Genomic DNA, 26,071 nt, shown 5'->3' on the forward strand with positions numbered 1-26,071 from the left:
TCAGATCACCTCACAGGTTCCACCAACAGCTTCAATTTTCTGCTTTGCGCCTTCACTGAAAGCGTTCGCCTTTACCGTAAGCTTTTTGGTTAATTCTCCGTTTCCAAGAATCTTTACTCCATCCCTGGGATTCTTAACGATACCTGCTTCGATCAATGTTTCAACAGTTACTTCTGCACCTGCATCAAAAGTTTCCAGCATATCTACATTAATGCCTATGATTTCCTTCGTGTTTCTGTTAGTGAAACCTCTCTTAGGAAGTCTTCTGTATAAAGGCATCTGACCGCCTTCGAAACCAGGCCTTGCCGCGCCGGAGCGTGCCTTCTGACCTTTATGTCCCTTACCAGCTGTCTTACCATTACCTGACGCATGGCCACGGCCTCTTCTGAAGTTATCGCTGTGCTTTGCCCCTGCAGCAGGCTGTAAGTTTGAAAGTTCCATTTCCTGCACCTCCTTAGCTTAGATTTCTTCTACTTTCACTAAATGTTTTACATGCCAGATCATACCACGAACTGCGTCGTTATCAGGCATCTCAACTGTCTTGTTCAGTTTCTTAAGGCCAAGGGCTTCGACAGTTTTCTTTTGTTTCGGAATTGCACCGATTGGAGACTTCACTAATGTGATTCTTAATTTATCTGCCATTTTTGTTCCCTCCTGTTAGCCGATTAATTCTTCTACGGATTTGCCGCGGCTCTTCGCAACTTCCTCCGGTGTCTTTAAAGCTTCCAGGCCGGCAATTGTAGCTAAAACTACGTTCTGCTTATTGTTGGAGCCTAAAGATTTTGTACGGATATTCTTAATACCTGCCAGTTCCAGAACGGCACGCGCAGGACCACCTGCGATAACGCCGGTACCGGCGGATGCTTTCTTTAATAATACGCTGGCGCTTCCGAACTTGCCGATAAAGTCATGAGGGATGCTCATGTTCTCGTCCACAGGCACTGTGATGAGTTTCTTAATCGCATCTTCTTTTCCTTTACGGATTGCTTCCGGAATTTCAGCCGCCTTGCCCATACCTGCGCCTACATGTCCGTTGCCGTCACCGACAACTACCAAAGCGGAAAAGCGGAAGTTACGTCCACCCTTTACAACCTTAGTAACACGTTTGATGGCTACCACTTTTTCTGTTAATTCTAACGCGCTGGCATCAACGATTGTACGTTTCATGTGTTCTCCTCCTACTTAGAATTCCAGACCAGCTTCTCTTGCTGCATCTGCTAATGCCTGAACTTTGCCCTGATAGATGAATCCTCCTCTATCAAACACTACGGTGGTGATACCCTTTTCCAACGCTTTTTTAGCGATTACCGTGCCCAGGTAAGCAGCAGCGTCAACATTGTTGGTCTTCTCGAGTTCAGCTCTCACATCCTTCTGAACGGTAGAAGCGGATACTAACGTATTTCCAACCGTGTCATCAATAATCTGAGCGTACATATGATTATTGCTTCTAAACACAGCCAGGCGCGGTCTCTCGGCGGTGCCAGCAAGATGATTGCGCAATTTTCTATGTTTATTTACACGAACTTCGCTTCTTGACTCTTTACTAATCATTATAGCTACTCCTCCTTAATTATTTCTTACCGGTCTTACCAACTTTGCGTCTGATCACTTCATCAGCATACTTGATGCCCTTGCCCTTATAAGGTTCAGGACGTCTCTTATCTCTGATTTCAGCAGCAAACTGGCCAACTTTTTCTTTGTCAATACCTTTAACTATGATCTTGTTCTGACCCTCTACAACAGATTCCAGACCTTCCGGATCTTCCATTTCAACCGGATGAGAATAACCTAAGGAAAGAACTAACTTCTTACCTTGTTTTGCAGCCCTGTAACCAACACCGTTGATCTCCAGAACTTTTTCGTAGCCGGCGGTAACACCGGTTACCATATTTGCAATCAGAGTCCTTGTTAAGCCGTGTAAAGATTTCATTCTCTTTAAATCGTTAGGTCTTGTTACAATAACTTCTGATCCTTCTAACTTAATCTGCATCTCTGCAGGCAGAACTCTCTCCAGAGTTCCCTTAGGACCTTTTACAGTCACTTTATTATTTTCTGCAATATCAACGGTTACACCCGCCGGTACCGCGATTGGCATTCTTCCTATACGTGACATGCCCGTACCTCCATTTTTTTATTCGTGCCAGGGTGAATATTTTCACCTGCGTCGGATTTGTTACCCGACCGATCTGCGGTTCTATTGATTCTGTAATTACCAGATGTACGCGAGAACTTCGCCGCCAACATTTTTCTCTCTGGCTTCTTTGTCTGTCAGCACACCCAGATTGGTGGAAATAATCGCTACACCCAGTCCGCCTAAAACCTTCGGCAGGTTTTCGGTGTTCGCATAAACACGAAGACCGGGTTTGGAAATTCTCTTCAGACCGGTGATGATCTTTTCATTTTTGTCCTTGCCATATTTTAATGTGATGTGGATCGTCTTAAACGCTCCATCCTCTACGATATCGTATTTTGCGATATAACCTTCGTTTACAAGGATGTCAGCAATGGCTAATTTCATCTTAGATGACGGTACATCGACTGTATCATGTTTGGCAGTATTTGCATTACGGATTCTTGTAAGCATATCTGCGATGGGATCGCTCATTGTCATTTTTGTAATTGCCTCCTTTTAAATTTCATGGGCTTAATTTGGCACTTTTGCTTGGCGCTTACTGCATGCGGCAGCAGGGGCAGCTAACGGTTGTGCGTTGACGGCATGCGGTTGCACAGGGGCAGCTAACGGGGGTGCGTTGGCGGCTTTTTGGGCTGCATGACAGCATCCGCTCAACTAGGCTCGATAAGACCTCGCCAAGTTTCGGGATGGGCTTTCGCACTAAGCTCGAAAGGACCTCGCTAAGTGCTCAATGCCTACCAGCTTGCCTTCTTTACTCCCGGTATCTGGCCTTTATATGCTAATTCACGGAAGCAAATTCTGCAGATTCCGTATTTTCTAAGATAAGCATGCGGACGGCCACAAATCCTGCAACGGTTGTATTCTCTTGTAGAGAATTTCGCACCACGCTGCTGTTTGATCTTCATTGAAGTCTTTGCCATGGGATCTTCTCCTCCTAACTATTTTTGAAACGGCATATTGAACAATGTCAACAGTTCACGAGCTTCTTCATCTGTCTTTGCCGTAGTAACAAAGATGATGTCCATACCCCTTACTTTGTCCACCTTATCGTATTCAATTTCAGGGAAGATCAGCTGCTCTCTGATACCCAGAGCATAGTTTCCTCTGCCATCAAATGCGTTAGGATTCACACCTCTAAAGTCACGCACACGGGGTAATGCCAGGTTTACAAGACGGTCCAGAAACTCATACATTTTCTCGCCTCTTAATGTTACCTTACATCCGATCGGCATACCCTCTCTGATCTTGAAGTTCGCCACAGATTTTTTCGCTTTTGTCAATACAGCCTTCTGTCCTGTAACCGTTTCCAGGTCTTTTACGGCCGATTCCAGAATCTTAGCGTTTTCCTTTGCTTCGCCAACACCCATATTGACTACGATCTTCGCTAACTTCGGAACTTCCATTACATTCTTATATTCAAACTTCTTCGTCATTGCATCGACGATCTCGTTCTTATACTGCTCTTTTAATCTACTCAACTTCGCGGACCTCCTTTCCGAAATTAATCAATTACTTCACCGGTTGCCTTGGCAACGCGGACTTTTTTGCCGTCTTTGACCTCAAAACCGATTCTGGTAGCTTTGCCGTCCTTCAGGTACATTACGTTGGATACATCAATGTAAGCTTCAGTGGAAACGATTCCGCCCGCCTGATTTGCAGCGTTCGGTTTCGTGTGCTTCTTTACCACATTGATACCTTCTACCAGAACCTTATGGTTCTTAGTGTCCACACGAAGGACCTTGCCTTCTTTGTCTTTATCTTTGCCGGCGATCACTTTTACCATGTCGCCTCTTTTGATTTTCGCCATAGACATTTTCCTGCACCTCCTATAATACTTCGGGAGCCAGGGAAACAATCTTCATAAATTGTTTTTCACGAAGCTCTCTTGCTACAGGCCCGAATATACGGGTTCCTCTTGGTGTCTTGTCGTCTTTAATGATTACCGCGGCGTTCTCATCGAATTTGATGTAAGAACCGTCTTTACGGCGCGCGCCGGCCTTTGTACGAACTACAACGGCCTTCACTACATCACCTTTTTTTACAACACCGCCAGGTGTTGCATCTTTAACGGAAGCAACGATCGTATCGCCGATATTCGCATATCTTCTTGTAGAACCGCCCATGACTCTGATGCAGAGCAGCTCTTTTGCGCCTGTATTATCAGCTACTTTAAGCCTGGATTCCTGCTGAATCATACTATTAACTCCTTTCGCGTTTAACCGCGGGAATGTCTGTGCTACAACTTCTCCACGCGTTTCCTGATTTATTTAGCTTTCTCGATAATCTCCACAAGTCTCCATCTCTTATCCTTGGACAGCGGCCTTGTTTCCATTACTTTAACGGTATCACCGATTGCACACTCGTTCTTCTCATCATGAGCTTTTAACTTATAGGTTCTCTTGATGATCTTCTTATATAAAGGATGTTTTACGTGGTCTTCTACTGCAACAACGATCGTCTTATCCATCTTGTCGCTGACTACTTTTCCTGTACGTGTCTTTCTTAAATTTCTTTCCACAACAAATTCCTCCTTTCACTATAGGTTTCAGGCTCTGGCCTTCTCAGTTATTACAGTCTGGATTCGCGCAATTTTCTTGCGTGTTTCTTTGATTCGGCTGGTATTGTCTAACTGATTTGTTGCGTTCTGAAATCTCAGATTGAAAAGTTCCTTTTTAGCAGCTACTAATTCATCATTTAATTCTGCAGCTGATTTTGTCTTTAAATCTTCTACATACTTATTAATTTTCACTGTTATCACCGCCTTCTAAATCTGCACGAGAAACGATCTTACACTTACAGGGTAACTTATGCATAGCAAGACGCAGAGCTTCTCTAGCCAAATCCTCCGGAACACCTGCGATTTCGAACATAACGCGGCCCGGTTTCACAACTGCAACCCAGTACTCCAGTGCACCTTTACCGGAACCCATACGGGTTTCAGCGGGTTTTGCAGTTACTGGCTTATCGGGGAATATTTTAATCCAAACCTGGCCGCCACGCTTGATGTAACGCGTCATCGCAACACGGGCTGCTTCGATCTGGTTTGATTTAATCCAACACGGTTCCGTTGCAACAAGTCCGTACTCACCATTACTGATGGTATTTCCTCTTAATGCCTTACCGGCCATAGATCCGCGGAATTGTTTACGACGTTTTACTCTTTTAGGCATTAACATTATTTATCTCTCCCTTCCTTAGCTGCTTTAGTTGGAAGAACTTCACCTTTATAGATCCAAACCTTAACACCGATCTTGCCATAGGTTGTATCTGCTTCAGCAAAGCCGTAGTCGATGTCCGCACGCAGTGTCTGCAGCGGGATGGTTCCTTCACTGTAAAACTCTGTACGAGCCATATCCGCTCCGCCAAGACGGCCGGAACAGCAGGTCTTGATACCAAGAGCACCGTTCTTCATGGTTCTGGACATAGTGGATTTCATAGCACGTCTGAAAGAAATACGGTTCTCCAGCTGCTGTGCAATGCTTTCCGCAACCAGCTGCGCATCCTTGTCAGGTCTCTTTACTTCCTTAATATCGATAAACAGTTTCTTATCCGTAAACTTCTGAACTTGTACTTTCAGCTTTTCGATCTCTGAACCGCCCTTGCCGATCACGATACCGGGTTTTGCAGTATAGATGATCACTTTCACTCTGTCAGATGCTCTTTCGATTTCAATCTTGGAAACACCTGCGCTGTATAATTTCTTCTTCAGGTATGTCCTGATCTTGTAGTCTTCCACAAGGTTATCTGCAAAATCAGCCTCTGCATACCATTTAGAGTCCCAGTCTTTAATGATTCCGACTCTTAAGCCATGAGGATTTACTTTCTGTCCCATGATTGCCCTCCTTATCTTTCATCCAACACAACAGTAATGTGGCTCATTCTCTTTTCGATTCTATAAGCCCTGCCCTGTGCGCGCGGTCTGATTCTCTTCATTGTCGGTCCCTTGTTTGCATAGCACTCCGCAACATACAGGTTTGCAGCGTTCATGCCGTTATTGTTTTCGGCGTTTGCTACCGCTGACTCCAACAATTTTTTGATCAGGCTGGAAGCATATCTGGGGTTGTAAGTTACAATACCCAGAGCGGTCTGAACATCTTTGCCTCTGATGGCATCTAAAACGAAACATGCTTTCTGCACAGAAACTCTTGCATAGGATAATTTGGCAGAAGGTCTTGTGTCCTTATTGGCATTTCTTTCTCTTTTAAACTTGGATCTTGAGTATCTCTTTGCCATGAGATAGTTCCTCCTTTCTTACTAGAAAATATTAGCGGCGAGCTGTCTTTTTCTCGTCTTTTCCATGTCCCCTGTAAGTTCTTGTAGCTACGAATTCACCCAGCTTGTGTCCTACCATATCTTCGGTCACATATACCGGCACGTGTCTTCTGCCATCATGAACTGCAATTGTATGTCCAACCATCTGAGGGTAGATTGTGGAACGGCGGGACCAGGTCTTGATTACCTGTTTCTGTCCGGCTGCATTCATGGCATCTATTTTTTTCAATAAATGATCATCTGCAAATGGTCCTTTTTTCAGTGAGCGAGCCATAGGTTCTTCCTCCTTAATTCACTATTTAGTCGTTTTGCCATCTCTTCTTCTTACAATCAGCTTGTTGGAAGCTTTGTTTTTCTTCCTTGTCTTCAAGCCGAGAGCAGGTTTACCCCAAGGTGTGCAGGGGCCGGGACGTCCGATACCGGTCTTGCCTTCACCACCGCCGTGAGGATGGTCATTCGGGTTCATAACAGAACCGCGGACTGTAGGACGGATACCCATGTTGCGCTTGCGCCCTGCTTTGCCGACATTGATCAGGGAATGTTCCCCGTTTCCGACAACACCGATCGTAGCGCGGCAGATGATCGGCACCATTCTCATTTCACCTGAAGGAAGTCTTAAAGTTGCATATTTGCCTTCCTTCGCCATTAACTGTGCGCTGCTACCTGCAGAACGCACCAGCTGTCCGCCCTTACCAGGATACAGCTCTACGTTATGCACCTGTGCGCCGACCGGCACATGGAACAGGGGCAGGCAGTTACCGATTCTTGCTTCTGCATTGTCTCCGTTCATGACCTTCTGTCCAACCTTCAGGCCTTCGGGAGCAATGATATATGCTTTCTCGCCGTCTGCATAGCAGATCAGAGCGATATTTGCGCTTCTGTTAGGATCGTACTCGATGGACTGTACCACTGCAGGGATTCCGTCTTTCCTTCTCTTGAAGTCGATGATTCTATATTTTCTTCTGGATCCGCCTCCGCGGTGTCTCACTGTAATCTTTCCCTGATTGTTACGGCCGGCGCTCTTTTTCAAAGAAACTGTCAGGGACTTCTCCGGTGCTGCTTTGGTGATTTCGGAGAAATCGGAACCGGTCATATGTCTTCTGGAAGGTGTATATGGGTTAAATGTTTTAATTCCCATTTTTTTCGCACTCCTTTCGATCATTACAACGCCTTCTTGTGTTTTCACTAAAAGCGATGCACGACTTTTTAGTTATCACGACATAGGTTTTCGTCGTATAGTTTATCCTGTTCAGAAATTATAAAGCTCCGAACAGTTCAATGTCCTTGCTGTCTTCGGTCAGCTGAACAACGGCTTTTTTGTACTTGGATGTCATGCCGGATGTTCTGCCTCTTCTGCGCTCTTTGCCCTCATAGTTCATGGTGTTAACGCTTTTTACCTTTGCTCCGTCGAACATCTTCTCAACAGCTTCTTTGATCATGGACTTGTTTGCTTCCGGGTGAACCAGGAAAGTGTATTTCTTCTCACCCATAACGCCCATACTCTTCTCGGTAATCACAGGCTTCTGGATCACGTCATAATATTTAATATCAGCCATTATGCGTACACCTCCTCGATGGTAGCTACAGCGGCCTTGGTGGTCACTACAGTGTTGTACTTCAGGATATCATATACATTGATGGTGTTGGTTAAAGCGGTCTTCACTCCCTCAATGTTTCTTGCGGACATCACCACATTCTTATCGTTGTCATTCAGGATCACAAGAGCTTTGTTCACCTTCAGGCAATCCAGCATGTTCTTGAATGTCTTCGTCTTGATCTCGTTCATCCTGATATCATCTACAACGATGAACTTGTTCTCGTTCACTCTGGATGTCAGAGCGGACTTTAACGCCAGCCTCTTCTCCTTCTTGTTCAGACGGATGGAGTAATCTCTCGGCTTCGGAGCGAATACGATACCGCCGCCGGTCCACTGGGGAGCTCTGATGGATCCCTGTCTCGCATGACCGGTTCCTTTCTGTCTCCAAGGTTTCTTTCCGCCGCCGCTCACTTCTGAACGAGTCTTAGCGCTCTGTGTCCCCTGACGTTTGTTGGCAAGCTGTGCAACGACTGCCATGTGTACCAGGTGCTCATTCACTTCCACACCGAACACGGCATCGTTTAACTCTAACGTGTCAACTTCTTTGCCTTCCATATTATAAACAGATACGTTTGCCATCTGTGTGTTCCTCCTTTCTTATAAAAGCAATTATTTGCCTGCTTTTACCGTTTCTTTCAGTGTTACTAACGCTTTCTTAGGTCCGGGTACCGCACCCTTTACCAGAATCAGATTGTTCTCCACATCCACTCTGACCACTTCCAGGTTCTGGATTGTGATCTTCTTGTGGCCCATCTGTCCGGGCATCTTTTTGCCTTTGAATACGCGGCCGGGGGTTGTTGCGGAACCGTTGGAACCTGCATGACGATGGAACTTGGAACCGTGAGCCATAGGCCCTCTGTGCTGTCCATGTCTCTTAATAGCACCCTGGAAACCTTTACCTTTGGAGATCGCTGTTGCATCCACCTTATCGCCTGCTGCGAAGATATCCGCTTTGATCTCATCCGCTACTTTGTAGTCAGCAGCATTTTCAAGCTTGAATTCCTTTACATATCTCTTGCAGGATACGCCGGCCTTGTCAAAGTGACCTTTGAGGGGCTTATTTACCAATCTCTCTCTCTTGTCCATAAAGCCGACCTGTACTGCTTCATAACCGTCATTGTCTGCTGTCTTAACCTGTGTTACAACACAGGGGCCAGCCTGAAGTACGGTTACAGGCGTTAACGTTCCATCTTCGGAGAAGATTTGAGTCATACCTACTTTTGTAGCTAAAATCGCTTTCTTCATTTTTTTACCTCCTGTTAATCTACAGCGGATTGCCTCAAGGGCAATCATCCTAGAAAAGCTGGAAGATATAAGTGGAAATGTTAGGATTCATTTGCTTCTATATCATCAACCAATTTCCTACACGAGGCTCTAGGATAAACACTTACATTTTTAAATGTTGCCAGAACTGCTTATTTGGTTTTCATTTTGATATCAATATAAACACCAGCCGGCATTTCCAACCTGGACAGAGCGTCCACTGTCTTCTGCGTCGGTGTAATGATATCGATGAGTCTCTTGTGAGTTCTCTGCTCGAACTGCTCTCTGGAATCTTTGTACTTATGCACAGCTCTTAAGATGGTAACTACCTCTTTCTTTGTCGGTAACGGCACCGGTCCGCTCACCTTTGATCCTGTCTTTTTTACAGTCTCGATGATTTTGCCTGCGGACTGATCCACCAGCTGGTGATCATAAGCCTTCAGTGTGATTCTCATTACTTGACTTGCCATAAAAAAAGTCGCCTCCTTTTCGCACTTTTCATTTCGAAGTACGACAAGTGGTGACTGTACACTCTCCCGTGTGTATCCTAATTATCCACACGTCATCTCTGCACACAGATGCAGATCGTTTATTTGTACAGTGACTTGTCGCCAGTTTCCTAACTTGACATTCGCTCCACGGAAAACCTGCCATTCCCAGGCAGCAACCTCACGCTTCAACGCTATCATGCCACAGCGTGTATCATTATACTACATCCCCTCCAATTTGGCAAGGATTATTTTTGTTTTTCTGAGAGCAGCGCGGCCCAATATTCATAAGCACCGTCCGGGGAGCTCGCTCACCAGACGGTGCTTATGAATATTGGGCCATGGGGCGACAGCCCCAAGCGAGGGAGATGTCCCTCCTCCCGAGCTGTGCGCTGCGAAGCCGCGGGGTGCCACCAACAAACTCCCCCTCCGGCCCACCAGCGCCTTAAATCCCCCATCCTACCCCCAATACTTCTCCAACCACATCTCCGCCTCACCCACCGACAGTTCAAAGCGCTTCTGCAGTTTTACCAGCACACGTTCCCTCGGTATATTTTCCTCACGATTATCACAGATAAAAGCTCTAATTCCTTTCTCCATACCGCGCTCTATCCCTTGTGCCATTCCCTCCTTTATTCCTTGCTCTATTCCCCGTTTCACTCCAATCCTAATCCCCTGCTCTCTCTCCTCTTCCAATATCTTACACATAATCTCCACTCCTTCCTTCTGCTCCTTCAGATATCTTACCTTCCTAACCACATTCGGAAACACCTCTGTCTGATAATCACAATCCGATCTTTTCATATACCTAAGCAGCTCATCGATTTTTTCATCCTCACACCCATATGTCAGATTCGCATATACCTCATGCACTCCGTTATCCGTTACTGTCCCCCGTCCCCTGACCACTCTGTCTATATAACTAATCCCCGTTTTCTGACACAGAAAATCCTTCTCCGTAATAAATATCAGATACAGCTCCGGCAGTTCCTCATACGGACACCCTTTTTCCAAAAAGCTCATATCCATACTCGCCTGATAATATCTGGCCCGTCTTTGATGGTCTTCATCCTCCGAAACCTGCATTTCAACATTTACCATTCTGCCGTCCGTATCCTCGGCCAGCACATCCAGAACGACCGATCGGTTTTCAATATTCCGGATCGAATACTGTGTCTTAACATCCTTCACCACTAATGACGGATGTCCCAGCAATATCCGGACCACTTCCTGGCACGCTTCCTTATCCTCCAGCACCTTGCAGAAAAAAATATCGCTAGTCAGTTGAAACCTGCGCACCTTATTTCTTCTCTCCTCATAACCGTCCATCCGATTTCCGCAAAAAAACTGCTGATCTGTCCCCATACTGCTCCTCCCTCCTATGGCAGGAGCTGCTTCTTTCCGCCTGCCATATCATAAATGAATGTTAATTGAAAAATATGGCAGAATATGCCGGCCGCTGTTACCACAGCAAAGAACGAAATAGAAAATAATGTTCTGAAGCGAACATCGATTTATATCACTATTATAGTCTTACCTTTTAAAATTCTCAACTCTTTTTTCCTTCAAATGTGAGCCCAATCCAATTCCCCGTAACAGTTCAGACGGCGGGAAAATAGTGCAAAAGCAGGCGTTGAGCTTGCTCATAAGACTGTTTTTGTGCTATTTTTCACATCGGATGGACATCCGATGCTTCTTGACCGGTTTTTTCGGTCAAGAAGATGAGCCGTCTGAACTGTTACAATTCCCCCGTTACTGTTCAGGGGCCGATAAAGCAGCGAATGATAGGGCCGGGTATATTCCTCATAGGGATCCCTTGAAGCCCGCACGAGGAAGCGCACTGATGTGCGCGCAGGTCATCAACCTGGCGGTTGGTGACAGTTGCTGCGCGCTTCACGGAGCGAGAGCGCGTCCCTATGAGGAATATAGCCGGTCCTATCATGCGCGGGACGTTTACGACAACCGTGAACGGTAACATCCCCTCTTGCCATTTCTCCGCATTTATACTAGAATAAACTCATATTTTCCATTCCGCTTCACACACTTACATTATATATAGAAGAAACACCATACAACCAACACAAAAAACGGAGGAACACCCTTTATGAAAAACACAGCCCTTATCATGGCCGGCGGCCGCGGAGAACGGTTCTGGCCACGCAGCCGCAAAGACCTTCCCAAACAGTTTCTGTCCCTGACCGGAGACGGTAAAACCATGATCCAGCTCACGGTAGAGCGAATCCTCCCCATAGTCGCTATGGAGGACATCTACATCGCCACCAATAAATCCTATGAGGCACTGGTAAAAGAGCAGCTTCCCGGCATCCCGGCAGAGAACATCCTATGCGAACCGGCAGGGCGCAACACGGCGCCATGTATCGGTCTTGGAGCCATGCACATCTCCCGTAAATATGATGACGCGGTCATGATGGTGCTGCCATCGGACCACCTGATCAAATACACCGACATCTTTGTAAACACCATGTCCGAGGCATGCCGTTACGCAGAATCCGGCGCCAATCTGGTCACCATAGGTATCACGCCGAGCTATCCCGAAACTGGCTATGGCTACATCAAATTTTTATCCGGCAGTCAGGACGGCCATGCGTTTGCTGTTGACCGGTTTGTGGAAAAGCCCAGCCTGGAGCTTGCCAAAGAATACCTGGCCTCCGGCCGCTACCTTTGGAACAGCGGCATGTTCGTATGGAAAGTATCCACTATTCTCTCCAATATACGCCAGCATATGCCTGATATATATGAAGGATTAGCAAAAATCGGAGCGGCTGTAGGCACGGATCAGAGCGGCTTGGTATTAAACCGCGAATTCACCGCCTTTCGCTCGGAATCCATCGACTACGGCATCATGGAGAAGGCAGAAAATATCTATGTATTTCCCGGGAACTTCGGCTGGGACGATGTAGGTTCCTGGCTCGCCGTAGGCCGGATACGCAAATCCGATCAAAACGACAATATCATCACCGGCAACGTGATCTCCGTCAATACTAAAGACTGCATCATCGAGGGGTCCGGCAAGCTCATCGCCGCCGTAGGCCTGGAAGATCTGATCGTAGTGGATACGGAAGACGCTACCTTAATCTGTGACAAAGACCATGCCGGTGAGATCAAGAAGATACTGGAAGAGCTGCGAAACCGCGGCATGGAACAATATCTTTAATTATGTTTTAAAGAGCGCTGCTTTCTTTAAGAGAACAGAAAAAAGGGGAATCTCATCCATCTAAGAGATTCCCCTTATATTTACCGCCATCTGTTTTCCGGCACAAAACGCCTGCTGCCTTAAATCGTATTGAACATCTATGCTTCCAGCGCTAAAACGGATAGCGGCACAGCATCACTTCACAGTACCAGCCTCTCTGTTTCTATCCGCATATCTCATACAGCTCCTTAAGATCCCTGATCTCATAATCCGGTTTCACTTGTCCGCCGCCGGCCAGGCATCCCGGGTTATACCAGCAGGTATCGATTCCCGCCGTCACGCCTCCTCGGATATCCGATGCCAGGGAATCCCCGATGATCAGGGCATTTTTCCTGTCAAAGCCGGATATATGCCTCTCCACATAATCAAAGTATTCCTTCATTGGCTTCTGATATCCCACATCCTCCGATACAAACACCTGCTTCATAAACGGCCGCAGCCCTGATTCTTCCAGACGTTTAAACTGCGTGGACGATACACCGTTGCTCACAATATAAAGCTCATGGCAGCGGCTTAAATTCCTGCAGACCTCCAGCGCATCCGGCATCAAAGCGTGTCCATAGGCCAGCGCATCCTGATAGCAGCGCTCAAATGTACCGTCCGTCGGGCCGTTCAGATTAAACTCACGAAAGAGCTGCGCAAAACGCGTATCCAGCACTTGTGCCTTTGTAATCTCGCCGTTTTCAAAAGCCTTCCATAATCCGTGATTGATCTCAAGATAGCGATTTCTGATACGATCGTCCAAGGGCAGAGAAAACTTCCGGAAGGTTTCCGTCAGGGCATCCGCCTCCGTCTGTTCAAAATCCAGCAGAGTTCCGTCAGCATCAAACAAAAGTATAGGGTATCTCATCATGCATCACTCCTCTTATTACTCTTTACAGCTGCCGCAAACTTCCCGCGCATATAGGCAGCCGTGAATCGTAACCTCTTCTTAATGTCTGCAGACATTATACCATGCCAGCAGGCTGATATAGCCCCTCCGGGGGATGCGCATGATTTTCTACGGTAATTGTCTGCTTCGCAGACGAAAATCAGCGCGGGTATAATATCTATCGATATTATACCATGTCAGCAAGCTGACATGGCCCCTCCGGGGGATGCGCATGATTTTCTACGGTATTTGTCTGCTTCGCAGACGAAAATCAGCGCAGGTATAATATCTATCGATATTATACCATGTCAGCAAGCTGACATGGCCCCTCCGGGGGGATGCGCATGATTTTCTACGGTAATTGTCTGCTTCGCAGACGAAAATCAGCGCAGGTATAATATCTATCGATATTATACCTTGCCAAAAGCACGCCCGCAAGCGATACTAACAGTATCTGCGCTATCTCTTCCCCTGTATCCGCAGATAGTAATAGTAACCTGAATATACTCCGGGGACTACGATCCAGGACATGAGTCCGACAAGTGCCGCTTTCTCCGACTGCAGGATTATCCCGCCGATCAGGATCACCAGTGCGGCCGGAAATGTAAGATATCCCAGCAGTCTGTGCGCAACGCGCCAGGTATCCTCATCCCGGATGGTCCAGGGCAGCCTAAGTCCCATGTAACGGTTAAAAGGAAGCTTTGGAGCCACATTGCCGGTACTGATCACGATCAGCAGCATGACCGCATAGGGCCACAGGTCCTGATGAGCCTGGAACCAGGGCAGTTTCTCCGCCCACTCCATAACCACAAAGCAGAACACCACGAGTACGATCGATACTATATTCATCCTCCTCATGGTCTTCACCTTCGGATTATCCGGAGACAGATTCGCGATCTTCGGCGTATAAATATGAAAAATCATCAGCAGAACAAGGATGCAGATCCCGATCAGACATAGTTTCCAGTCCGCCTGAGGAGCCAAAAAACCAAGCCCCAGCGCCGTTATGGAAATAATACAGACAACCAGCTCATAGACACTATAATTTCGATTCATTTCTCACCGCCTGCGCGCTGCTACACGCTATGATCTTGCCGGCCGGATACGCATATTTATCCGGCTTTCATTAACGCTGCCACTCTCACTCTCACCTTCCATACTTCAATCCGGCGAACCGCCGCCTTTATCGAATATGGACATGAAGGCGCTTAGCGCTTCCTGCAGTACAGTCAGGTTAATGGAATACACCACATACTGTCCCTTCTTTTCTGAAGTGACCAGCTCCGCTTCCCGCAGGATATCCATATGCTTCGTTATGGCAGGCCTGGACATTTCAAAATGTCCGGCTATCTCTCCTGCGGTCAGGTCCCCCTCATTTAGGAGCGTCAATATCTCCCGCCTGGTGGAGTCCCCCAGGGCCTTAAAAACGCTCGCCATGCACTCTCCCCCTTCCGGTACAGCCTCATGAATAAGTTTCGCCGCGTTTATTTAACTATTTAGTTAAATATTATCATTCTCTTTCCTGCCTGTCAACTGGTTTTCTGAACTTACAAAGTTATAAAGCAGACTCCAATCCTCCACCGCCGCCTTTTCCCCATATTTCCCGTGAAACCTCCCTCTTTTACACAATATCCCCCAGTGAAGTCTGTATCTGGCACAAACTTCACTGGGGGATCAGCTATTACAGCGCTGCGCATAAACAGCATGCGTTTTCTCAATCTAAGCAATTTGTCATTGCGTATTCAGCCACCGGATTGACAACGGACCTGCGGTCAGAAATCAGCACTTTGCATGAAGGCATCCATCACCGGATCTAAGTATGCCCGGTCAGCGATATCATAGGAATGGCTGATCGCTTTTGCAGTCTCAGCCTCCTCTGCCGAAGGGTTCTTCCGGGAGGCGAGCATTTTGCGAAACAGCTTCATGAAAAAGCGGTCTAAAGTGCCCATTTTTTCATAACACAGGCCCCCCGGCAGATAGAACAGCCGGATATCTCCCATCTCTTCCTGCGTAAAATTGGCTGACGCAACATTAGCGGCTATCTCTTCGCCCGCCGGCATGGCGCCTACGGCCAGCACAATTTTTTTCTTTCCCTCGAGCAGCGGGAGCTGTTTCTTAAACCACTTAAGTCCCGTTACGAAACCCGCATGCACGCTACCGGCATAGATAACCGTATCGTACCCAATAAGATCCATCTTATTCCGGTCACGGTACCGCACAGTTTCACCGTTAAGGCGTTTGGCCAGCCACCCGGCATATCGCTCCGTAAAACCGGTCTTTGAGTTATAAATTATGATCGCTTTCATCCTGTTCTCCTTCTGTTCTGATGAGGTGGGCAGACGCAAACTGTTTCACATGTTCTCTGATCGCAGGCTTTGCCTCTTCAAAGGAATCACAGGTATGAATGAGCATAAACATTACGCCGTAGAAATCCCTGGCCGCCGCCTCGGGATCTCCTCTGCGAAATTCTCCGGTCTCCATCAGCGCGGCAAACAGATGGCTCTGAAACTGTACGGGGTAATCTCTGTAGAGCCTTATGTATACCTCTTTCGCTCTCTCATTCCCGAACTGGCTGACAGTCAGCAGACGGCGGAACCGTGTATTGAACGGGTCTTCAAAAAAATAAGAAAAGGTTCTAAGAATCAGTTCCGTCAGTCGGCTGACATCCGTTTCCCGGTATACGGACAAATCATCCCCGCGGGAAAACGGCAGGGACTGCTGCCTGAAGTAATTCCCAGCCCGCAAAAAACCTTCTTCCACGATGGTGTCGAAGATATCCTGTTTATTTTTGAAATGATTATAGAGGGAACTCTCCTTAATGCCTACGGCACCGGATATATCCCTCACGGATACGCCGTCATACCCTTTCCTGGAAAACAGGTCCAGCGCCTGATCAATAATGCGTTCTTTCGTAGTCATCCTGTGCTCCTAACAGTTGTTAGTTTACCTGTCAGCATTATACTAACAATTGTTAGTATTGTCAAGTCTTTTATCCGGCCCGAAATGTTATGCTGTTGCAATTCACAGTTGTCGTAAAATTCCCGCGTATGACAGACCAGAGTATGGTCCTCATTGGGACACGCTCTCGCTCCGTGAAGCGCGCAGCGGTTCTAATGCTGCAAACTACGCAGCAAAAGAACCGGCGGGCTTCAAGGGATCCCTATGAGGACCATACTCTGGTCTGTCATACGCTGCTTGATCGGCAGCCGTGAATAGTAAAGTTATGCCGCATGCCTGAAACAGCATCATAAGGAGCGGCAAGCCTTCTCAAGGCTCTCCGCCGCCGTCGGAAAACGGATGCCGTATCCGCAGATTTTTTCAATATTCATTCTGAGATTCCTGGGCCTGTCACTGAACGCGGTTTCATTTTTATGCAGAACCCGGACGTCAGCGTTTAAGTGGACCAATAACTGCTTCACCACATCATAGGTGCACAGGTCATTTTCGCTGCCAAAGTTATAGATTCCCCCCGGCAGATTCCAGGCCAGTTCAAGATTTCTTACCACATCCCACACATCGGTGATGCTTCTGTAATCGTAAACCGGGTATGCCATGTCCGCACCCGACCGCAGTGCTCCCACTATGCCGGACAGCAGGCTGCCGTGCTCTCTTCGGCCGGAATAATCTGCGGCAAACATCCAGCTTAAACGCAAACAGACATTTCCTGAATCCGCTTCCATCACAGCCTCTTCCGCTTCCAGCTTCTGCTTTCCATAGGTGTTCTTAGGACACAGCATTTCGTCCTCCCGATGCGGGACCGTGGCCTGGCTGCCGAAGTAAACCTGATCTGAGCTGCAGAAAATCATTTTTGCCCGAATCGCGCGGCAGGCCCGGGCGATGGCGGCAGCTCCATCCACATTGACCCTGTATGTCCGTTCAGGATCTCTTTCACAGGCTCCGGTATCGGAAACAGCCGCACAGTGGAGCACGACATCGGGCCTGCCATCCGCGATCACGGCACCGGTCTGTACCGGATCGGTGATATCCAGCTGCCTGTGTCCGACAGTCTGAAGCTCATATCCGTCTTTATAATACTCCGCCGCGCGGGATGCCAGGAAACCGCCTGCTCCGGTTATCATCAACTTCATTGTGTATCCTCCTGCAGCATTTCCACGGGGAGCAGCACGCCGCTTCCGGCCTGCACACAGTACAGATTGCGGTTCGCTTCCAGATAGACATCCATGCAGGACTGGTTTCTTACAAAACGGCCGTCCACCGACCAGACCAAGCCCTCAAAGGCTCTGACATACCCGTAGAATTCCGAATTGGTACAGTACCAGACGGAGGGACGCCCGCCCATTTTCTCCGCAAATGCCTCTATCACATGCCAGTTACCGTCCCTGTCAAATTCAAACGAATGTCCCCACAGGTAAAACAGCTCCGGTGAACGGTCAAAGGGTGTGTCCAGTTTTGTCAGGAACTCATCGGCCAGCGCAAAGAGCGTTTCATCATTGTGATGGCAGGTCGGATTCCACTCCAGCCAGTTCTCCGGCAGGGTGAACGAATGGGTGGAGCGGACTGTGCGGGCATAGCTGATCTGGCAGGTCTTCAGCACCTCCATAACCGCAGCGCTGTAAGTTCCGTAAGGATAGGCGTGGCCTGTAACAGGCCTTTCAAACAGGGTTTCCAGATACGCCCGATCCTCCAGCACCTCTGCCGCCGCCATATGCGCCGGCAGCTTATCAAGGTATGGATGGTTCACGCCGTGAGTCGCAACCTCCAAACCGTCTTTCGAATACCGTTTCAGCGCTTCCAATGGCGTCGGCATTCCAAAAAAATCATCCTTTATCGGCTCGCTCCCTTCCTCGCGCAGCCGTCCTGTGTTTAAGTTAAAGGTTCCCCTAAGGCCGTATTTCTGCATGAGACCGATCAGCCTTTCATCCTGAAAGCTTCCGTCGTCATAGCTTAGGGTCAGGGCCTTCTGCCTTCCCCCCGGAAAACGCATAAATATATTTCTGTTCATGATCTTCTCCTTATAGTCGCATCACCTTAGATCGCATTTCCTGCGAACTGAGTCATATACAGCTCATAATAACGTCCCTTTTGTTTCAGCAGATCCTCATGGTTCCCCGTCTCCACAATGCGCCCCTGATCCATGACCACAATCAGATCCGCATCCTGGATTGTGGACAGACGGTGGGCGATGATCAGGCTGGTCCGGTTCTTCATGAGGTTTACCATGGCGTCCTGTATATGTTTTTCCGTACGGGTATCCACGCTGGAGGTGGCCTCATCCAAGATCAGAATCTTGGGGCTGGCTAAAAACGCACGGCCTATGGACAACAGCTGGCGCTGGCCCTGGGACAGGTTCTGACCGGATTCAGTCAGCATCGTATCATATCCTTCAGTCATATGCCGAATCATGTGATCGCAGTTGCTCATCTTAGCCGCTTCAATCATTTCGGCATCTTCCGCTTCCAGATTCGAATATTTCAGATTATTGCGGATTGTATCGGAAAACAGAACCGTATCCTGCAGCACGATCGCCGTATTTCTCCGCAGATTGTTGCAGTCGATGTCCTTTATATTGACACCGTCTATCAATATCTGGCCGCTGTCGATATCATAAAACCGCATCAGCAGATTCACCACCGTGGTCTTACCGCTGCCCGTAGCCCCGACCAGAGCCACTTTATGCCCCGCATAAACCTCCAGATTAAAATCATACAGCACCTGTCTGCCGGGATAGTAGGAAAAATTTACATTTTTAAATGTAACAACCCCTCTGGCCTGATTGATTTCTCTCGTTCCGGTCTTATCCTCGCTGGGTTCGTCCATAATGGAAAACACGCGCTCCGCTCCGGCGATGGCGGTCTGAATCTGGCCGTACAGCTGGGCAATCTCATTGATCGGGCGTCCGAACTGTTTGGCGTAAACGATAAATGCAGATATCACGCCGATGGAGATCATACCGTTGATCGCAAAATATCCGCCGAACGCCGCGATGATCACAAACCCGATATTATTGATGACATTCATCACCGGTCCCATGGAACCGCCCAGTATCTCCGCGATGATGCCGGTCTTAGTCAGCTCATCGGAGGTGCTGTTAAAATCCTCGATCACCGCTTCCTGATGATTATAGGCAACCACGGTCTTATATCCTACCACCATTTCTTCCACCGTACCGTTAAGCTCTCCCAGCAGAATCTGACGCTGACGGAAAAACTTGCGCATAGCGGTGGAAAGATACCTGGTCACCAGCACGGTTAGGATCACGGTAATACAGGAGAGAAGCGCCAGCTGCCAGCAGTACCACACCATCATGCCCACGGTTCCGATAATGGTGAGCACACCGGAAACCAGCGAACTTAAAGACTGTGATACCGTGTTAGAGATATTTTCCACATCATTGGTCATGCGGCTCATAATATCCCCATGGGGATGATTATCCAGATACCTGACCGGCAGATTCACTATCTTATCAAACAGGTCTTCCCGCATCCTGCGGACGATTCTCTGGCTTAAATGAGCGCTTAAAAGGCTCTGGACCAGCGTGGAGAGGCTGTAAAACAGGTATACACAAAGCATGATCAGAAGCAGGAAGGGCAGCTCTTCAAACGCCTTTTCCGATATGCGGTCAATGGCGCTGCTCTGAAGGCTGGGCGCATAAACTGAGCAGATGACCATAAATACTACCGCTGTCATCAGCGCCAGAAGCATCAGCTTTTCCCGGCCGAAGTATCCGAACAGCCGCCCCAGCGTTTTCCTGGTATCCTTTGGTTTTTCCACTATCTGCATGCCTCTGGGCCCTCTCCCCGGACGGAAATTCACCGGAGGCGCAGAGGCTGTTTTTGACTCATTGCTCATGATCCGCACCTCCCTTCAGCTGTGAATTATAGATGTCCTGATATACCTCACTGCTTCTCATGAGCTCCTCGTGGGTACCGAGAGCCGCTATCGTGCCGTTATCTATGACCGCTATGCGGTCCGCTCCCTTGACCGAAGCGATTCTCTGGGCGATGATGATCTTTGTCACATCCGCGTAATGGCTGCGCAGCTCCTGATACAGTCTGGCCTCTGTCTTTAAGTCCAGGGCGCTGGTGGAGTCGTCAAAGATAAGGATCTCGGCATCCTTAAGAAGGGCACGGCTGATGGAAAGCCGCTGCTTCTGCCCTCCCGACAGGCTCATGCCCTTTTCCGCCACAACTGTATCATAACCGCTTTGTTTGCTCTCAATAAATTCGGAGGCTTGGGCCGCTTCGGCCGCTTTCCGTATCTCCCCGTCAGAGGCTCCCTGCCTGCCCCAGGATATATTTTCCCGGATGGTCGTGCTGAAAAGTTCGCTCTTTTGCAGCGCGATGGCCACTTTATCGCGGAGCACCTTAAGCGGATATTCCTTCACATCCACGCCGTCCACCAGCACTGTCCCCTCCGCGGGATCGTAAAAGCGCGGGATCAGATTGACCAGGCTGGACTTTCCGCTGCCGGTAGCCCCCAGAATCGCCAATGTCTCGCCGGGTTCCACCGTCAGGTTGATATGGCTTAATACGCTCTCGCCGTTACCGCCCGGATAGGAGAAGGACACATCACGAAATTCAATCTTTCCCCGTATATCCGTACGGATCTCCTGTTTTCCGTCGGCAATTACCGGTTCGCATTCCAGCACTTCATTCAGCCTTCTCGCAGAAGCTGTTCCCCGTGAAATATTCTGGAAGACCATGGCCATCATCATAATGCCGTTTAATATCTGAGAAACATATGTAATCGCCGCCATCACATTGCCGGGTGTGGCACCGCCGGATTTCACCTGAACGGATCCGACATAGATCACCGCCACCACGGACAGGTTCATCACAATGTTCATCAGAGGCATCATACAGGAGAACAGCACTAAAACTCTTAACTGCGTATCAACCAGCTCTTTATTGGCAGTCCCAAACCGCTTCTTTTCATAGTCCTCTCGGACATATGCCTTCACGACTCGGGAACCCGACACATTCTCCTGCATGACGGAATTCACACGGTCCAGTTTTTTCTGCAGAACAGCAAATATAGGATTCGCCTTCGCGATAAAGAAGATGACCATGAATATGACGAACGGAAGCGCACATGCTATCACCGCGCCAAAGCTTAGGTTCAGCGTCAGCATGCATACGATTCCGCCTCCGAACAGCATGATGTTTCGGACAAACCCCCGGATGCACATCGCAACCATATTTTGAACCTGTGTGATGTCATTGGTCACACGGGTTACCAGCGATCCGGTGGAAAAGCGGTCGGTCTGTTCGAAAGACAGCGCCATAATCCGCTTAAAACAGTCCTTACGTATATCATTGCCGAAATTCTGGCTGCACAGGTTGGCGAACACGCCGGAGAGCACACCGCAGATCCCTCCGATTGTCACAAGGCCGATCATCTTGAGCCCGGTCATGATTACCAGTTTAAGATCGCCCACATTATGGTTGGACAGTCCCAGCACACCCTCATCCACAATCGTGCTCATGAGCTGCGGCTGCGCCAGGTCCATCAGCACCTCGCCGACCATGAACAGAGGCGCAAGCAGGACAAAATACCAGTACCTTTTCAAATATCGTAACATCAGATTTCATGCCCTCCATTCCCCTTATTTTTCTTAGCCCGCGGATGTTCCCAGAATTCCGGACTCACCTCGGCCTCCCAGCTGCTTAAGAGCTTTTGAAGCAGCCGCTTCAGATCCTCCTGTTCATCGTGATCTAAGCAGGCAAACAGCCGCTCATCTTTTTCAATGACCTCTCTTTCACGGTCCTCCACAAACTTACGGCCCTGATCCGTGATCCTAAGCGTGATCCGCCTTCGGTCGTCGGTGTCTTTTCCGCGTATCAGCAGTCCACCGCCCTCCAGTTTGCCGATGATCTCACTCATGGAGCCGGCCCGGATGCCCAGCATATCCTGCAGCGTCTTCTGAGATAGCTGTCCTTCCTGATACAGGATCCTAAGAATTCTTCCCTGTCCTCTTTTACCGCCCCGGCGGTGATACAGATAATGACCGCAGCGCTCCATAATCTGAAGCAATTCATTTTTTTCTCTCATTTTCATCAATCCAATCATTTAATATAACAGTTCAGGCGGAGGGGAAATCGGTCCGCATCTGTCCCTTTTCAGTGCTTTCACTGTCTATTATAGATAAGAGAGGGAGATATGTCAAGGTACCTTATAAACTTGAATATAGCAATCCCCGCGGAACCACACACTAAATCTCTCCATATTTTGAGCGTAAAAAGGCTCCTAGGTAAAACCCTAGAAGCCCCGACCCCAATGAAATGTATTTTTCAAAAATAGCATTTACATTTTCTTTCTGTTCTGTTGTCAGCTCCAGTTTTCTGTTATTTTGTGAATCATTAAAAGTACCACATTCTGAATGATAGTAATATACTTCCCCATCAAATATGAGTTTACAGTCATTGATACAATCGCCAGTGCCTTCCTGCCATGTATCGCTTAATACAACTGACTCTAACTTTGCTGCATCTTCAATAGATACTGTTTTAATTATATTATCCCTCAAATTTGAAACCGACACTTCCGTCTTCCATCCAAATTTAGTGAATACAATATCATAATAATTTCGTGGCACATATGGTGTTGCGTTGGTACGAACAAATTGTTTTTCCAAATCAATATCACAGGCAATAATCAAAATACCCTCTTCAGTATATTTACTTAACGAGGTTTGCAATTCTTTATACTCATCTGACAAATCTTTCTGTGTCATCTCAAACTCTGCTAATTGTTCATCTAAAATATCCATTTCTCCCTTCTGATTCAGTGAGAAAACTATATACTCCAGAGTCGCAAATCCCTGACCTATATAGAAACTACTGGAAAGCAGCCAATCCTTGTCATTTGTATGTACGATACTCAATTGTCCGTTTCCGGTGTGTGCACCTGAATATTCGTGACTCCAAATTGCCTTATTCCTATCCGGCTCTTCGGAATTTTCGATTCCTTCATAGACATCAACACGAATAACTCCAACCTGCAACCGTTGTGCGATTCTTTCCTGCTGTGTCGAATCAGCATCTACAAATGCTGATTCATACACCAAAGATGTAATAATATAGTCAAGTATGCCATCATGTGTCACATCATATTTTTCGACATTAATTTCTTCTTTTATCCACTCCGATGTTACATCTTCTTTTTCCCCAACATTGTCAACCGAGGCAATTCTTAAGTCAACATTCTCCACTTCCACATATACATCTATATCATCTTCTGTAGGATTTTGTACACTCACACCTATTTTGAACCATGCACCTTTTTCCACATCCATCTTCACTGGCATTCCCGGTGTAAGATAAACAGGTTCATCGTAAGCATTTTCCTGCCTACATTCCACCACTTTCAATATGATTTCCGTATCTCCCAGGCCTTCCCCTGCAGACAAAATTAAATGTTTCCCTTTGGGACTTATTTCTTCATCCGAATAATAAAACTGTTCCATACCTCCTGCCGGAATGGTTACTCTTATCTGGTACTTTCTTGGAGAAGTTGTAAAAAAGCATACTGCAATAATCAAACAAGCTGCTATAGACACTAATATCAACCAAAAATCCGGTTTTTTATAATTCAAAACGGATTTCACTCTTTCTTTTACCCCCACTTCCCCAAATGCCAACGGGCAAACCAACACCAATTCTCTCTGACGTGCACATGACAGCAACGTTCTGGAATATTCTTTTTTGTCATGTATATCCATGTCCCTGATTACTCTTTCATCACACGCAAGTTCAATATCTTTGCAGAACAGAATATATGCAATCCAGTAAAGAGGATTAAACCAATATACACACAGCAATAAACATCCCAAGGGTTTCCACCAATGGTCTTTCCTCTCTAAATGAGCACATTCATGTGCCATAATATATTTTACTTCATTCTCATCAAGTCCGGAAGATAAGTAAATCCGTGGTCTTATATTTCCTAATATGAAAGGTGATTTCACTGCATCACAAATCATGATATTATCTTTATATGGCACTGATTCTCTTATCCGCAAACGCAATCTAAACAAACTAATTACTGCGTACAGCATCAAAAAGATCATTCCACCTACCCACACATTACCACATATATAAGTAACCACCTGTAACGGAGCCACACTGTCAGTTTCTTCATAGGCAAAAGTCTCTGCAAGTATCGGATTTACTAAATTCTTAACAATATGCAAATCGCTGTTAATGGATGGAACATAATCCTGCATTTCGCCTTCCACAACTGCATATTCCTTAATCGGTTCCGTACTGGACAATAAACCGAAAGCACTTTCTATAGAAAACGGGCAAATCAATCTGATCGCAACCACACTCCACAAAAAACAATGTACCCATTTTTGCGTCTTGCGAAAAATAAGACGAAAGCTTATCACCGCTAATATCAGCAAACTGGCGGTAAGACTCATATTCAGTACTTTTAAAAATACCTCTCCCATAGTTACCCCCCTCCTTATGCCTTGTCAATCATTTTACGGATTGCTTCTGCGTCTTCGTCCGTAAGTTTGGTATTCTGCATAAATGCTGCAATAAATGCCGGAAGCGAACCTGCAAAAGTCGCATCCACATATTTTCTACTTTGTAAGGAATAAAATTTCTCTTTAGAAATTAAAGAAGTAACCAGCCCATTTTCATTTATAAAAAGCCCCTTATCAATCAATCTCCTAAGTACATTATGTGCTGTAGTGCGTTTCCAATTAAATTCTACTGCTGTCAGCTTTACCAATTCTGACGAAGTAACCGGTTCATGTTCCCATATCATATCTGCATATCTCGCTTCTATAACTCCTAATTGTATTTCAGCCATACTCATTTCCTCCTTACACAGAAGACCACATAGAGTGGTCTATAGTTAAAGACTACTCTATGTGGTCCGCTTTGTCAAGCATGACTTATCTGCTCTCATTCTTCCGTATCTGCCGATTTCATAATGTGTCCCCTCCGGAAGCTGGAGGTCTGGATATTACAAGCTATCCTCTCACAATGTGTCACTCGCACCCATGCTTTTCGAATTTTTGAGCGCAAAAAAGCTCCCGGGGAAAAGGCAGTAGCTCATAAGGAAACATTACAAAAACTATGAGTTAAGCCAGGTAAACGGAAAAATAAAAACTCTATGTGATTGAGAAAATCTTTCGCATAGAGTTTTTTATGTTAGCGATATTGTTTATTCATTTTTTAGCGTTCGTAGAACGCGCAGCCGTCACCGCAGGTGGCGATCTCAGGGGTTTGGGGATATGTCACCAACAAGCATTTTAGGC

At 47.1% G+C, this 26,071-nt stretch carries 36 protein-coding genes; 2 read left to right on the forward strand and 34 right to left on the reverse strand.

Annotation, left to right across the window (positions count from 1 at the left end; all coding sequences use genetic code 11):
- The 22 genes from rplO to DWZ56_RS17340 all read right to left on the reverse strand — a co-directional run bounded on the left by rplO (position 1) and on the right by DWZ56_RS17340 (position 11,119).
- The gene (rplO, locus tag DWZ56_RS17235; protein WP_118557847.1) at positions 1–441 is read right to left on the reverse strand and encodes a 50S ribosomal protein L15; all 441 of its coding nucleotides are present in this window, start codon (positions 439–441) and stop codon (positions 1–3) included.
- A gap of 18 nt (positions 442–459) precedes the next feature.
- A complete protein-coding gene (gene rpmD, locus DWZ56_RS17240; protein WP_118557848.1) occupies positions 460–642 on the reverse strand; it encodes a 50S ribosomal protein L30 in 183 nt (60 codons plus the stop codon).
- A 15-nt stretch (positions 643–657) separates the two neighbouring features.
- Positions 658–1,167, reverse strand: a complete 510-nt coding sequence (gene rpsE / locus DWZ56_RS17245) for a 30S ribosomal protein S5 (protein ID WP_118557849.1) — start codon at positions 1,165–1,167, stop codon at positions 658–660.
- Positions 1,168–1,182: 15 nt separating this feature from the next.
- On the reverse strand, positions 1,183–1,551 hold the full coding sequence (rplR, locus tag DWZ56_RS17250) for a 50S ribosomal protein L18 (protein ID WP_118557850.1): 369 nt from the start codon (positions 1,549–1,551) through the stop codon (positions 1,183–1,185).
- A 19-nt stretch (positions 1,552–1,570) separates the two neighbouring features.
- On the reverse strand, positions 1,571–2,113 hold the full coding sequence (gene rplF, locus DWZ56_RS17255; RefSeq protein WP_118557851.1) for a 50S ribosomal protein L6: 543 nt from the start codon (positions 2,111–2,113) through the stop codon (positions 1,571–1,573).
- Positions 2,114–2,209: 96 nt separating this feature from the next.
- Positions 2,210–2,611, reverse strand: a complete 402-nt coding sequence (gene rpsH / locus DWZ56_RS17260; RefSeq protein ID WP_118557852.1) for a 30S ribosomal protein S8 — start codon at positions 2,609–2,611, stop codon at positions 2,210–2,212.
- 257 nt (positions 2,612–2,868) lie between these two features.
- Complete coding sequence (locus DWZ56_RS17265; protein WP_118557853.1) at positions 2,869–3,054, reverse strand: type Z 30S ribosomal protein S14; 186 nt, start codon at positions 3,052–3,054, stop codon at positions 2,869–2,871.
- Positions 3,055–3,072: 18 nt separating this feature from the next.
- Positions 3,073–3,612 (reverse strand): 50S ribosomal protein L5, encoded by a 540-nt coding sequence (gene rplE / locus DWZ56_RS17270; protein WP_118557854.1) that lies wholly within the window; start codon positions 3,610–3,612, stop codon positions 3,073–3,075.
- Between the two features lie 23 nt (positions 3,613–3,635).
- Entirely contained in the window at positions 3,636–3,941 is a 306-nt protein-coding gene (gene rplX, locus DWZ56_RS17275; RefSeq protein ID WP_118557963.1) for a 50S ribosomal protein L24, read from the reverse strand.
- Between the two features lie 19 nt (positions 3,942–3,960).
- The gene (rplN, locus tag DWZ56_RS17280; protein ID WP_118557855.1) at positions 3,961–4,329 is read right to left on the reverse strand and encodes a 50S ribosomal protein L14; all 369 of its coding nucleotides are present in this window, start codon (positions 4,327–4,329) and stop codon (positions 3,961–3,963) included.
- Positions 4,330–4,397: 68 nt separating this feature from the next.
- Positions 4,398–4,652, reverse strand: coding sequence for a 30S ribosomal protein S17 (gene rpsQ / locus DWZ56_RS17285; protein ID WP_118557856.1), 255 nt, complete (start codon positions 4,650–4,652; stop codon positions 4,398–4,400).
- A gap of 27 nt (positions 4,653–4,679) precedes the next feature.
- Positions 4,680–4,883, reverse strand: coding sequence for a 50S ribosomal protein L29 (gene rpmC, locus DWZ56_RS17290; RefSeq protein ID WP_118557857.1), 204 nt, complete (start codon positions 4,881–4,883; stop codon positions 4,680–4,682).
- Positions 4,873–5,310: a 50S ribosomal protein L16 gene (gene rplP, locus DWZ56_RS17295; RefSeq protein WP_118557858.1), complete on the reverse strand. Its 438-nt coding sequence runs from the start codon at positions 5,308–5,310 to the stop codon at positions 4,873–4,875. Before rplP ends, rpmC begins: the two co-directional genes overlap by 11 nt.
- Positions 5,310–5,966 (reverse strand): 30S ribosomal protein S3, encoded by a 657-nt coding sequence (rpsC, locus tag DWZ56_RS17300; RefSeq protein WP_118557859.1) that lies wholly within the window; start codon positions 5,964–5,966, stop codon positions 5,310–5,312. Before rpsC ends, rplP begins: the two co-directional genes overlap by 1 nt.
- An 11-nt stretch (positions 5,967–5,977) precedes the next feature.
- A complete protein-coding gene (rplV, locus tag DWZ56_RS17305; protein WP_118557860.1) occupies positions 5,978–6,367 on the reverse strand; it encodes a 50S ribosomal protein L22 in 390 nt (129 codons plus the stop codon).
- Between the two features lie 31 nt (positions 6,368–6,398).
- On the reverse strand, positions 6,399–6,680 hold the full coding sequence (gene rpsS, locus DWZ56_RS17310) for a 30S ribosomal protein S19 (protein WP_118557861.1): 282 nt from the start codon (positions 6,678–6,680) through the stop codon (positions 6,399–6,401).
- A gap of 21 nt (positions 6,681–6,701) precedes the next feature.
- On the reverse strand, positions 6,702–7,544 hold the full coding sequence (gene rplB / locus DWZ56_RS17315; RefSeq protein ID WP_118557964.1) for a 50S ribosomal protein L2: 843 nt from the start codon (positions 7,542–7,544) through the stop codon (positions 6,702–6,704).
- 118 nt (positions 7,545–7,662) lie between these two features.
- Positions 7,663–7,962, reverse strand: coding sequence for a 50S ribosomal protein L23 (rplW, locus tag DWZ56_RS17320; protein ID WP_118557862.1), 300 nt, complete (start codon positions 7,960–7,962; stop codon positions 7,663–7,665).
- Positions 7,962–8,582 carry a 50S ribosomal protein L4 gene (rplD, locus tag DWZ56_RS17325; protein WP_118557863.1) on the reverse strand — a complete coding sequence of 207 codons (621 nt, stop codon included), beginning with the start codon at positions 8,580–8,582 and terminating at the stop codon, positions 7,962–7,964. The genes rplW and rplD overlap by 1 nt, the downstream gene beginning before the upstream one ends.
- Positions 8,583–8,612: 30 nt before the next feature.
- The gene (rplC, locus tag DWZ56_RS17330; protein WP_118557864.1) at positions 8,613–9,248 is read right to left on the reverse strand and encodes a 50S ribosomal protein L3; all 636 of its coding nucleotides are present in this window, start codon (positions 9,246–9,248) and stop codon (positions 8,613–8,615) included.
- A 170-nt stretch (positions 9,249–9,418) separates the two neighbouring features.
- Positions 9,419–9,736 (reverse strand): 30S ribosomal protein S10, encoded by a 318-nt coding sequence (gene rpsJ, locus DWZ56_RS17335; protein WP_118557865.1) that lies wholly within the window; start codon positions 9,734–9,736, stop codon positions 9,419–9,421.
- A gap of 477 nt (positions 9,737–10,213) precedes the next feature.
- Positions 10,214–11,119: an Rpn family recombination-promoting nuclease/putative transposase gene (locus DWZ56_RS17340; protein WP_118557866.1), complete on the reverse strand. Its 906-nt coding sequence runs from the start codon at positions 11,117–11,119 to the stop codon at positions 10,214–10,216.
- 478 nt (positions 11,120–11,597) lie between these two features.
- Between DWZ56_RS17340 and DWZ56_RS23365 the strand changes: the two genes are divergently transcribed.
- Positions 11,598–11,729: a hypothetical protein gene (locus DWZ56_RS23365; RefSeq protein ID WP_279220314.1), complete on the forward strand. Its 132-nt coding sequence runs from the start codon at positions 11,598–11,600 to the stop codon at positions 11,727–11,729.
- Positions 11,730–11,858: 129 nt separating this feature from the next.
- The gene (locus tag DWZ56_RS17345; RefSeq protein ID WP_118557867.1) at positions 11,859–12,929 is read left to right on the forward strand and encodes a mannose-1-phosphate guanylyltransferase; all 1,071 of its coding nucleotides are present in this window, start codon (positions 11,859–11,861) and stop codon (positions 12,927–12,929) included.
- A 202-nt stretch (positions 12,930–13,131) separates the two neighbouring features.
- Here the strand turns inward: DWZ56_RS17345 and DWZ56_RS17350 are convergent, their stop codons facing one another.
- The 12 genes from DWZ56_RS17350 to DWZ56_RS17405 form a co-directional block, all read right to left on the reverse strand.
- Positions 13,132–13,821: a YjjG family noncanonical pyrimidine nucleotidase gene (locus tag DWZ56_RS17350; RefSeq protein WP_118557868.1), complete on the reverse strand. Its 690-nt coding sequence runs from the start codon at positions 13,819–13,821 to the stop codon at positions 13,132–13,134.
- A gap of 477 nt (positions 13,822–14,298) precedes the next feature.
- Complete coding sequence (locus DWZ56_RS17355) at positions 14,299–14,895, reverse strand: SdpI family protein (RefSeq protein ID WP_118557869.1); 597 nt, start codon at positions 14,893–14,895, stop codon at positions 14,299–14,301.
- Positions 14,896–15,000: 105 nt separating this feature from the next.
- Positions 15,001–15,276 carry an autorepressor SdpR family transcription factor gene (locus tag DWZ56_RS17360; protein WP_118557870.1) on the reverse strand — a complete coding sequence of 92 codons (276 nt, stop codon included), beginning with the start codon at positions 15,274–15,276 and terminating at the stop codon, positions 15,001–15,003.
- 335 nt (positions 15,277–15,611) lie between these two features.
- Complete coding sequence (locus DWZ56_RS17365) at positions 15,612–16,145, reverse strand: flavodoxin domain-containing protein (protein ID WP_118557871.1); 534 nt, start codon at positions 16,143–16,145, stop codon at positions 15,612–15,614.
- Positions 16,123–16,758: a TetR/AcrR family transcriptional regulator gene (locus DWZ56_RS17370; RefSeq protein ID WP_118557872.1), complete on the reverse strand. Its 636-nt coding sequence runs from the start codon at positions 16,756–16,758 to the stop codon at positions 16,123–16,125. The genes DWZ56_RS17365 and DWZ56_RS17370 overlap by 23 nt, the downstream gene beginning before the upstream one ends.
- A gap of 326 nt (positions 16,759–17,084) precedes the next feature.
- The gene (locus DWZ56_RS17375; RefSeq protein ID WP_118557873.1) at positions 17,085–17,927 is read right to left on the reverse strand and encodes an SDR family oxidoreductase; all 843 of its coding nucleotides are present in this window, start codon (positions 17,925–17,927) and stop codon (positions 17,085–17,087) included.
- On the reverse strand, positions 17,924–18,802 hold the full coding sequence (locus DWZ56_RS17380; protein ID WP_118557874.1) for a polysaccharide deacetylase family protein: 879 nt from the start codon (positions 18,800–18,802) through the stop codon (positions 17,924–17,926). The genes DWZ56_RS17375 and DWZ56_RS17380 overlap by 4 nt, the downstream gene beginning before the upstream one ends.
- 26 nt (positions 18,803–18,828) lie before the next feature.
- Positions 18,829–20,649, reverse strand: a complete 1,821-nt coding sequence (locus tag DWZ56_RS17385) for an ABC transporter ATP-binding protein (protein ID WP_118557875.1) — start codon at positions 20,647–20,649, stop codon at positions 18,829–18,831.
- Entirely contained in the window at positions 20,639–22,381 is a 1,743-nt protein-coding gene (locus tag DWZ56_RS17390) for an ABC transporter ATP-binding protein (RefSeq protein ID WP_118557876.1), read from the reverse strand. The genes DWZ56_RS17385 and DWZ56_RS17390 overlap by 11 nt, the downstream gene beginning before the upstream one ends.
- Positions 22,381–22,851: a MarR family winged helix-turn-helix transcriptional regulator gene (locus DWZ56_RS17395; protein ID WP_158584646.1), complete on the reverse strand. Its 471-nt coding sequence runs from the start codon at positions 22,849–22,851 to the stop codon at positions 22,381–22,383. The genes DWZ56_RS17390 and DWZ56_RS17395 overlap by 1 nt, the downstream gene beginning before the upstream one ends.
- Positions 22,852–23,011: 160 nt before the next feature.
- Entirely contained in the window at positions 23,012–25,252 is a 2,241-nt protein-coding gene (locus DWZ56_RS17400; protein ID WP_118557878.1) for a M56 family metallopeptidase, read from the reverse strand.
- A gap of 14 nt (positions 25,253–25,266) precedes the next feature.
- Positions 25,267–25,620, reverse strand: a complete 354-nt coding sequence (locus tag DWZ56_RS17405; protein WP_118557879.1) for a BlaI/MecI/CopY family transcriptional regulator — start codon at positions 25,618–25,620, stop codon at positions 25,267–25,269.
- Positions 25,621–26,071 lie beyond the last annotated feature (451 nt).

It is taken from the genome of Lachnotalea sp. AF33-28 (genome assembly GCF_003477885.1).
GTDB lineage: Bacteria > Bacillota > Clostridia > Lachnospirales > Lachnospiraceae > AF33-28.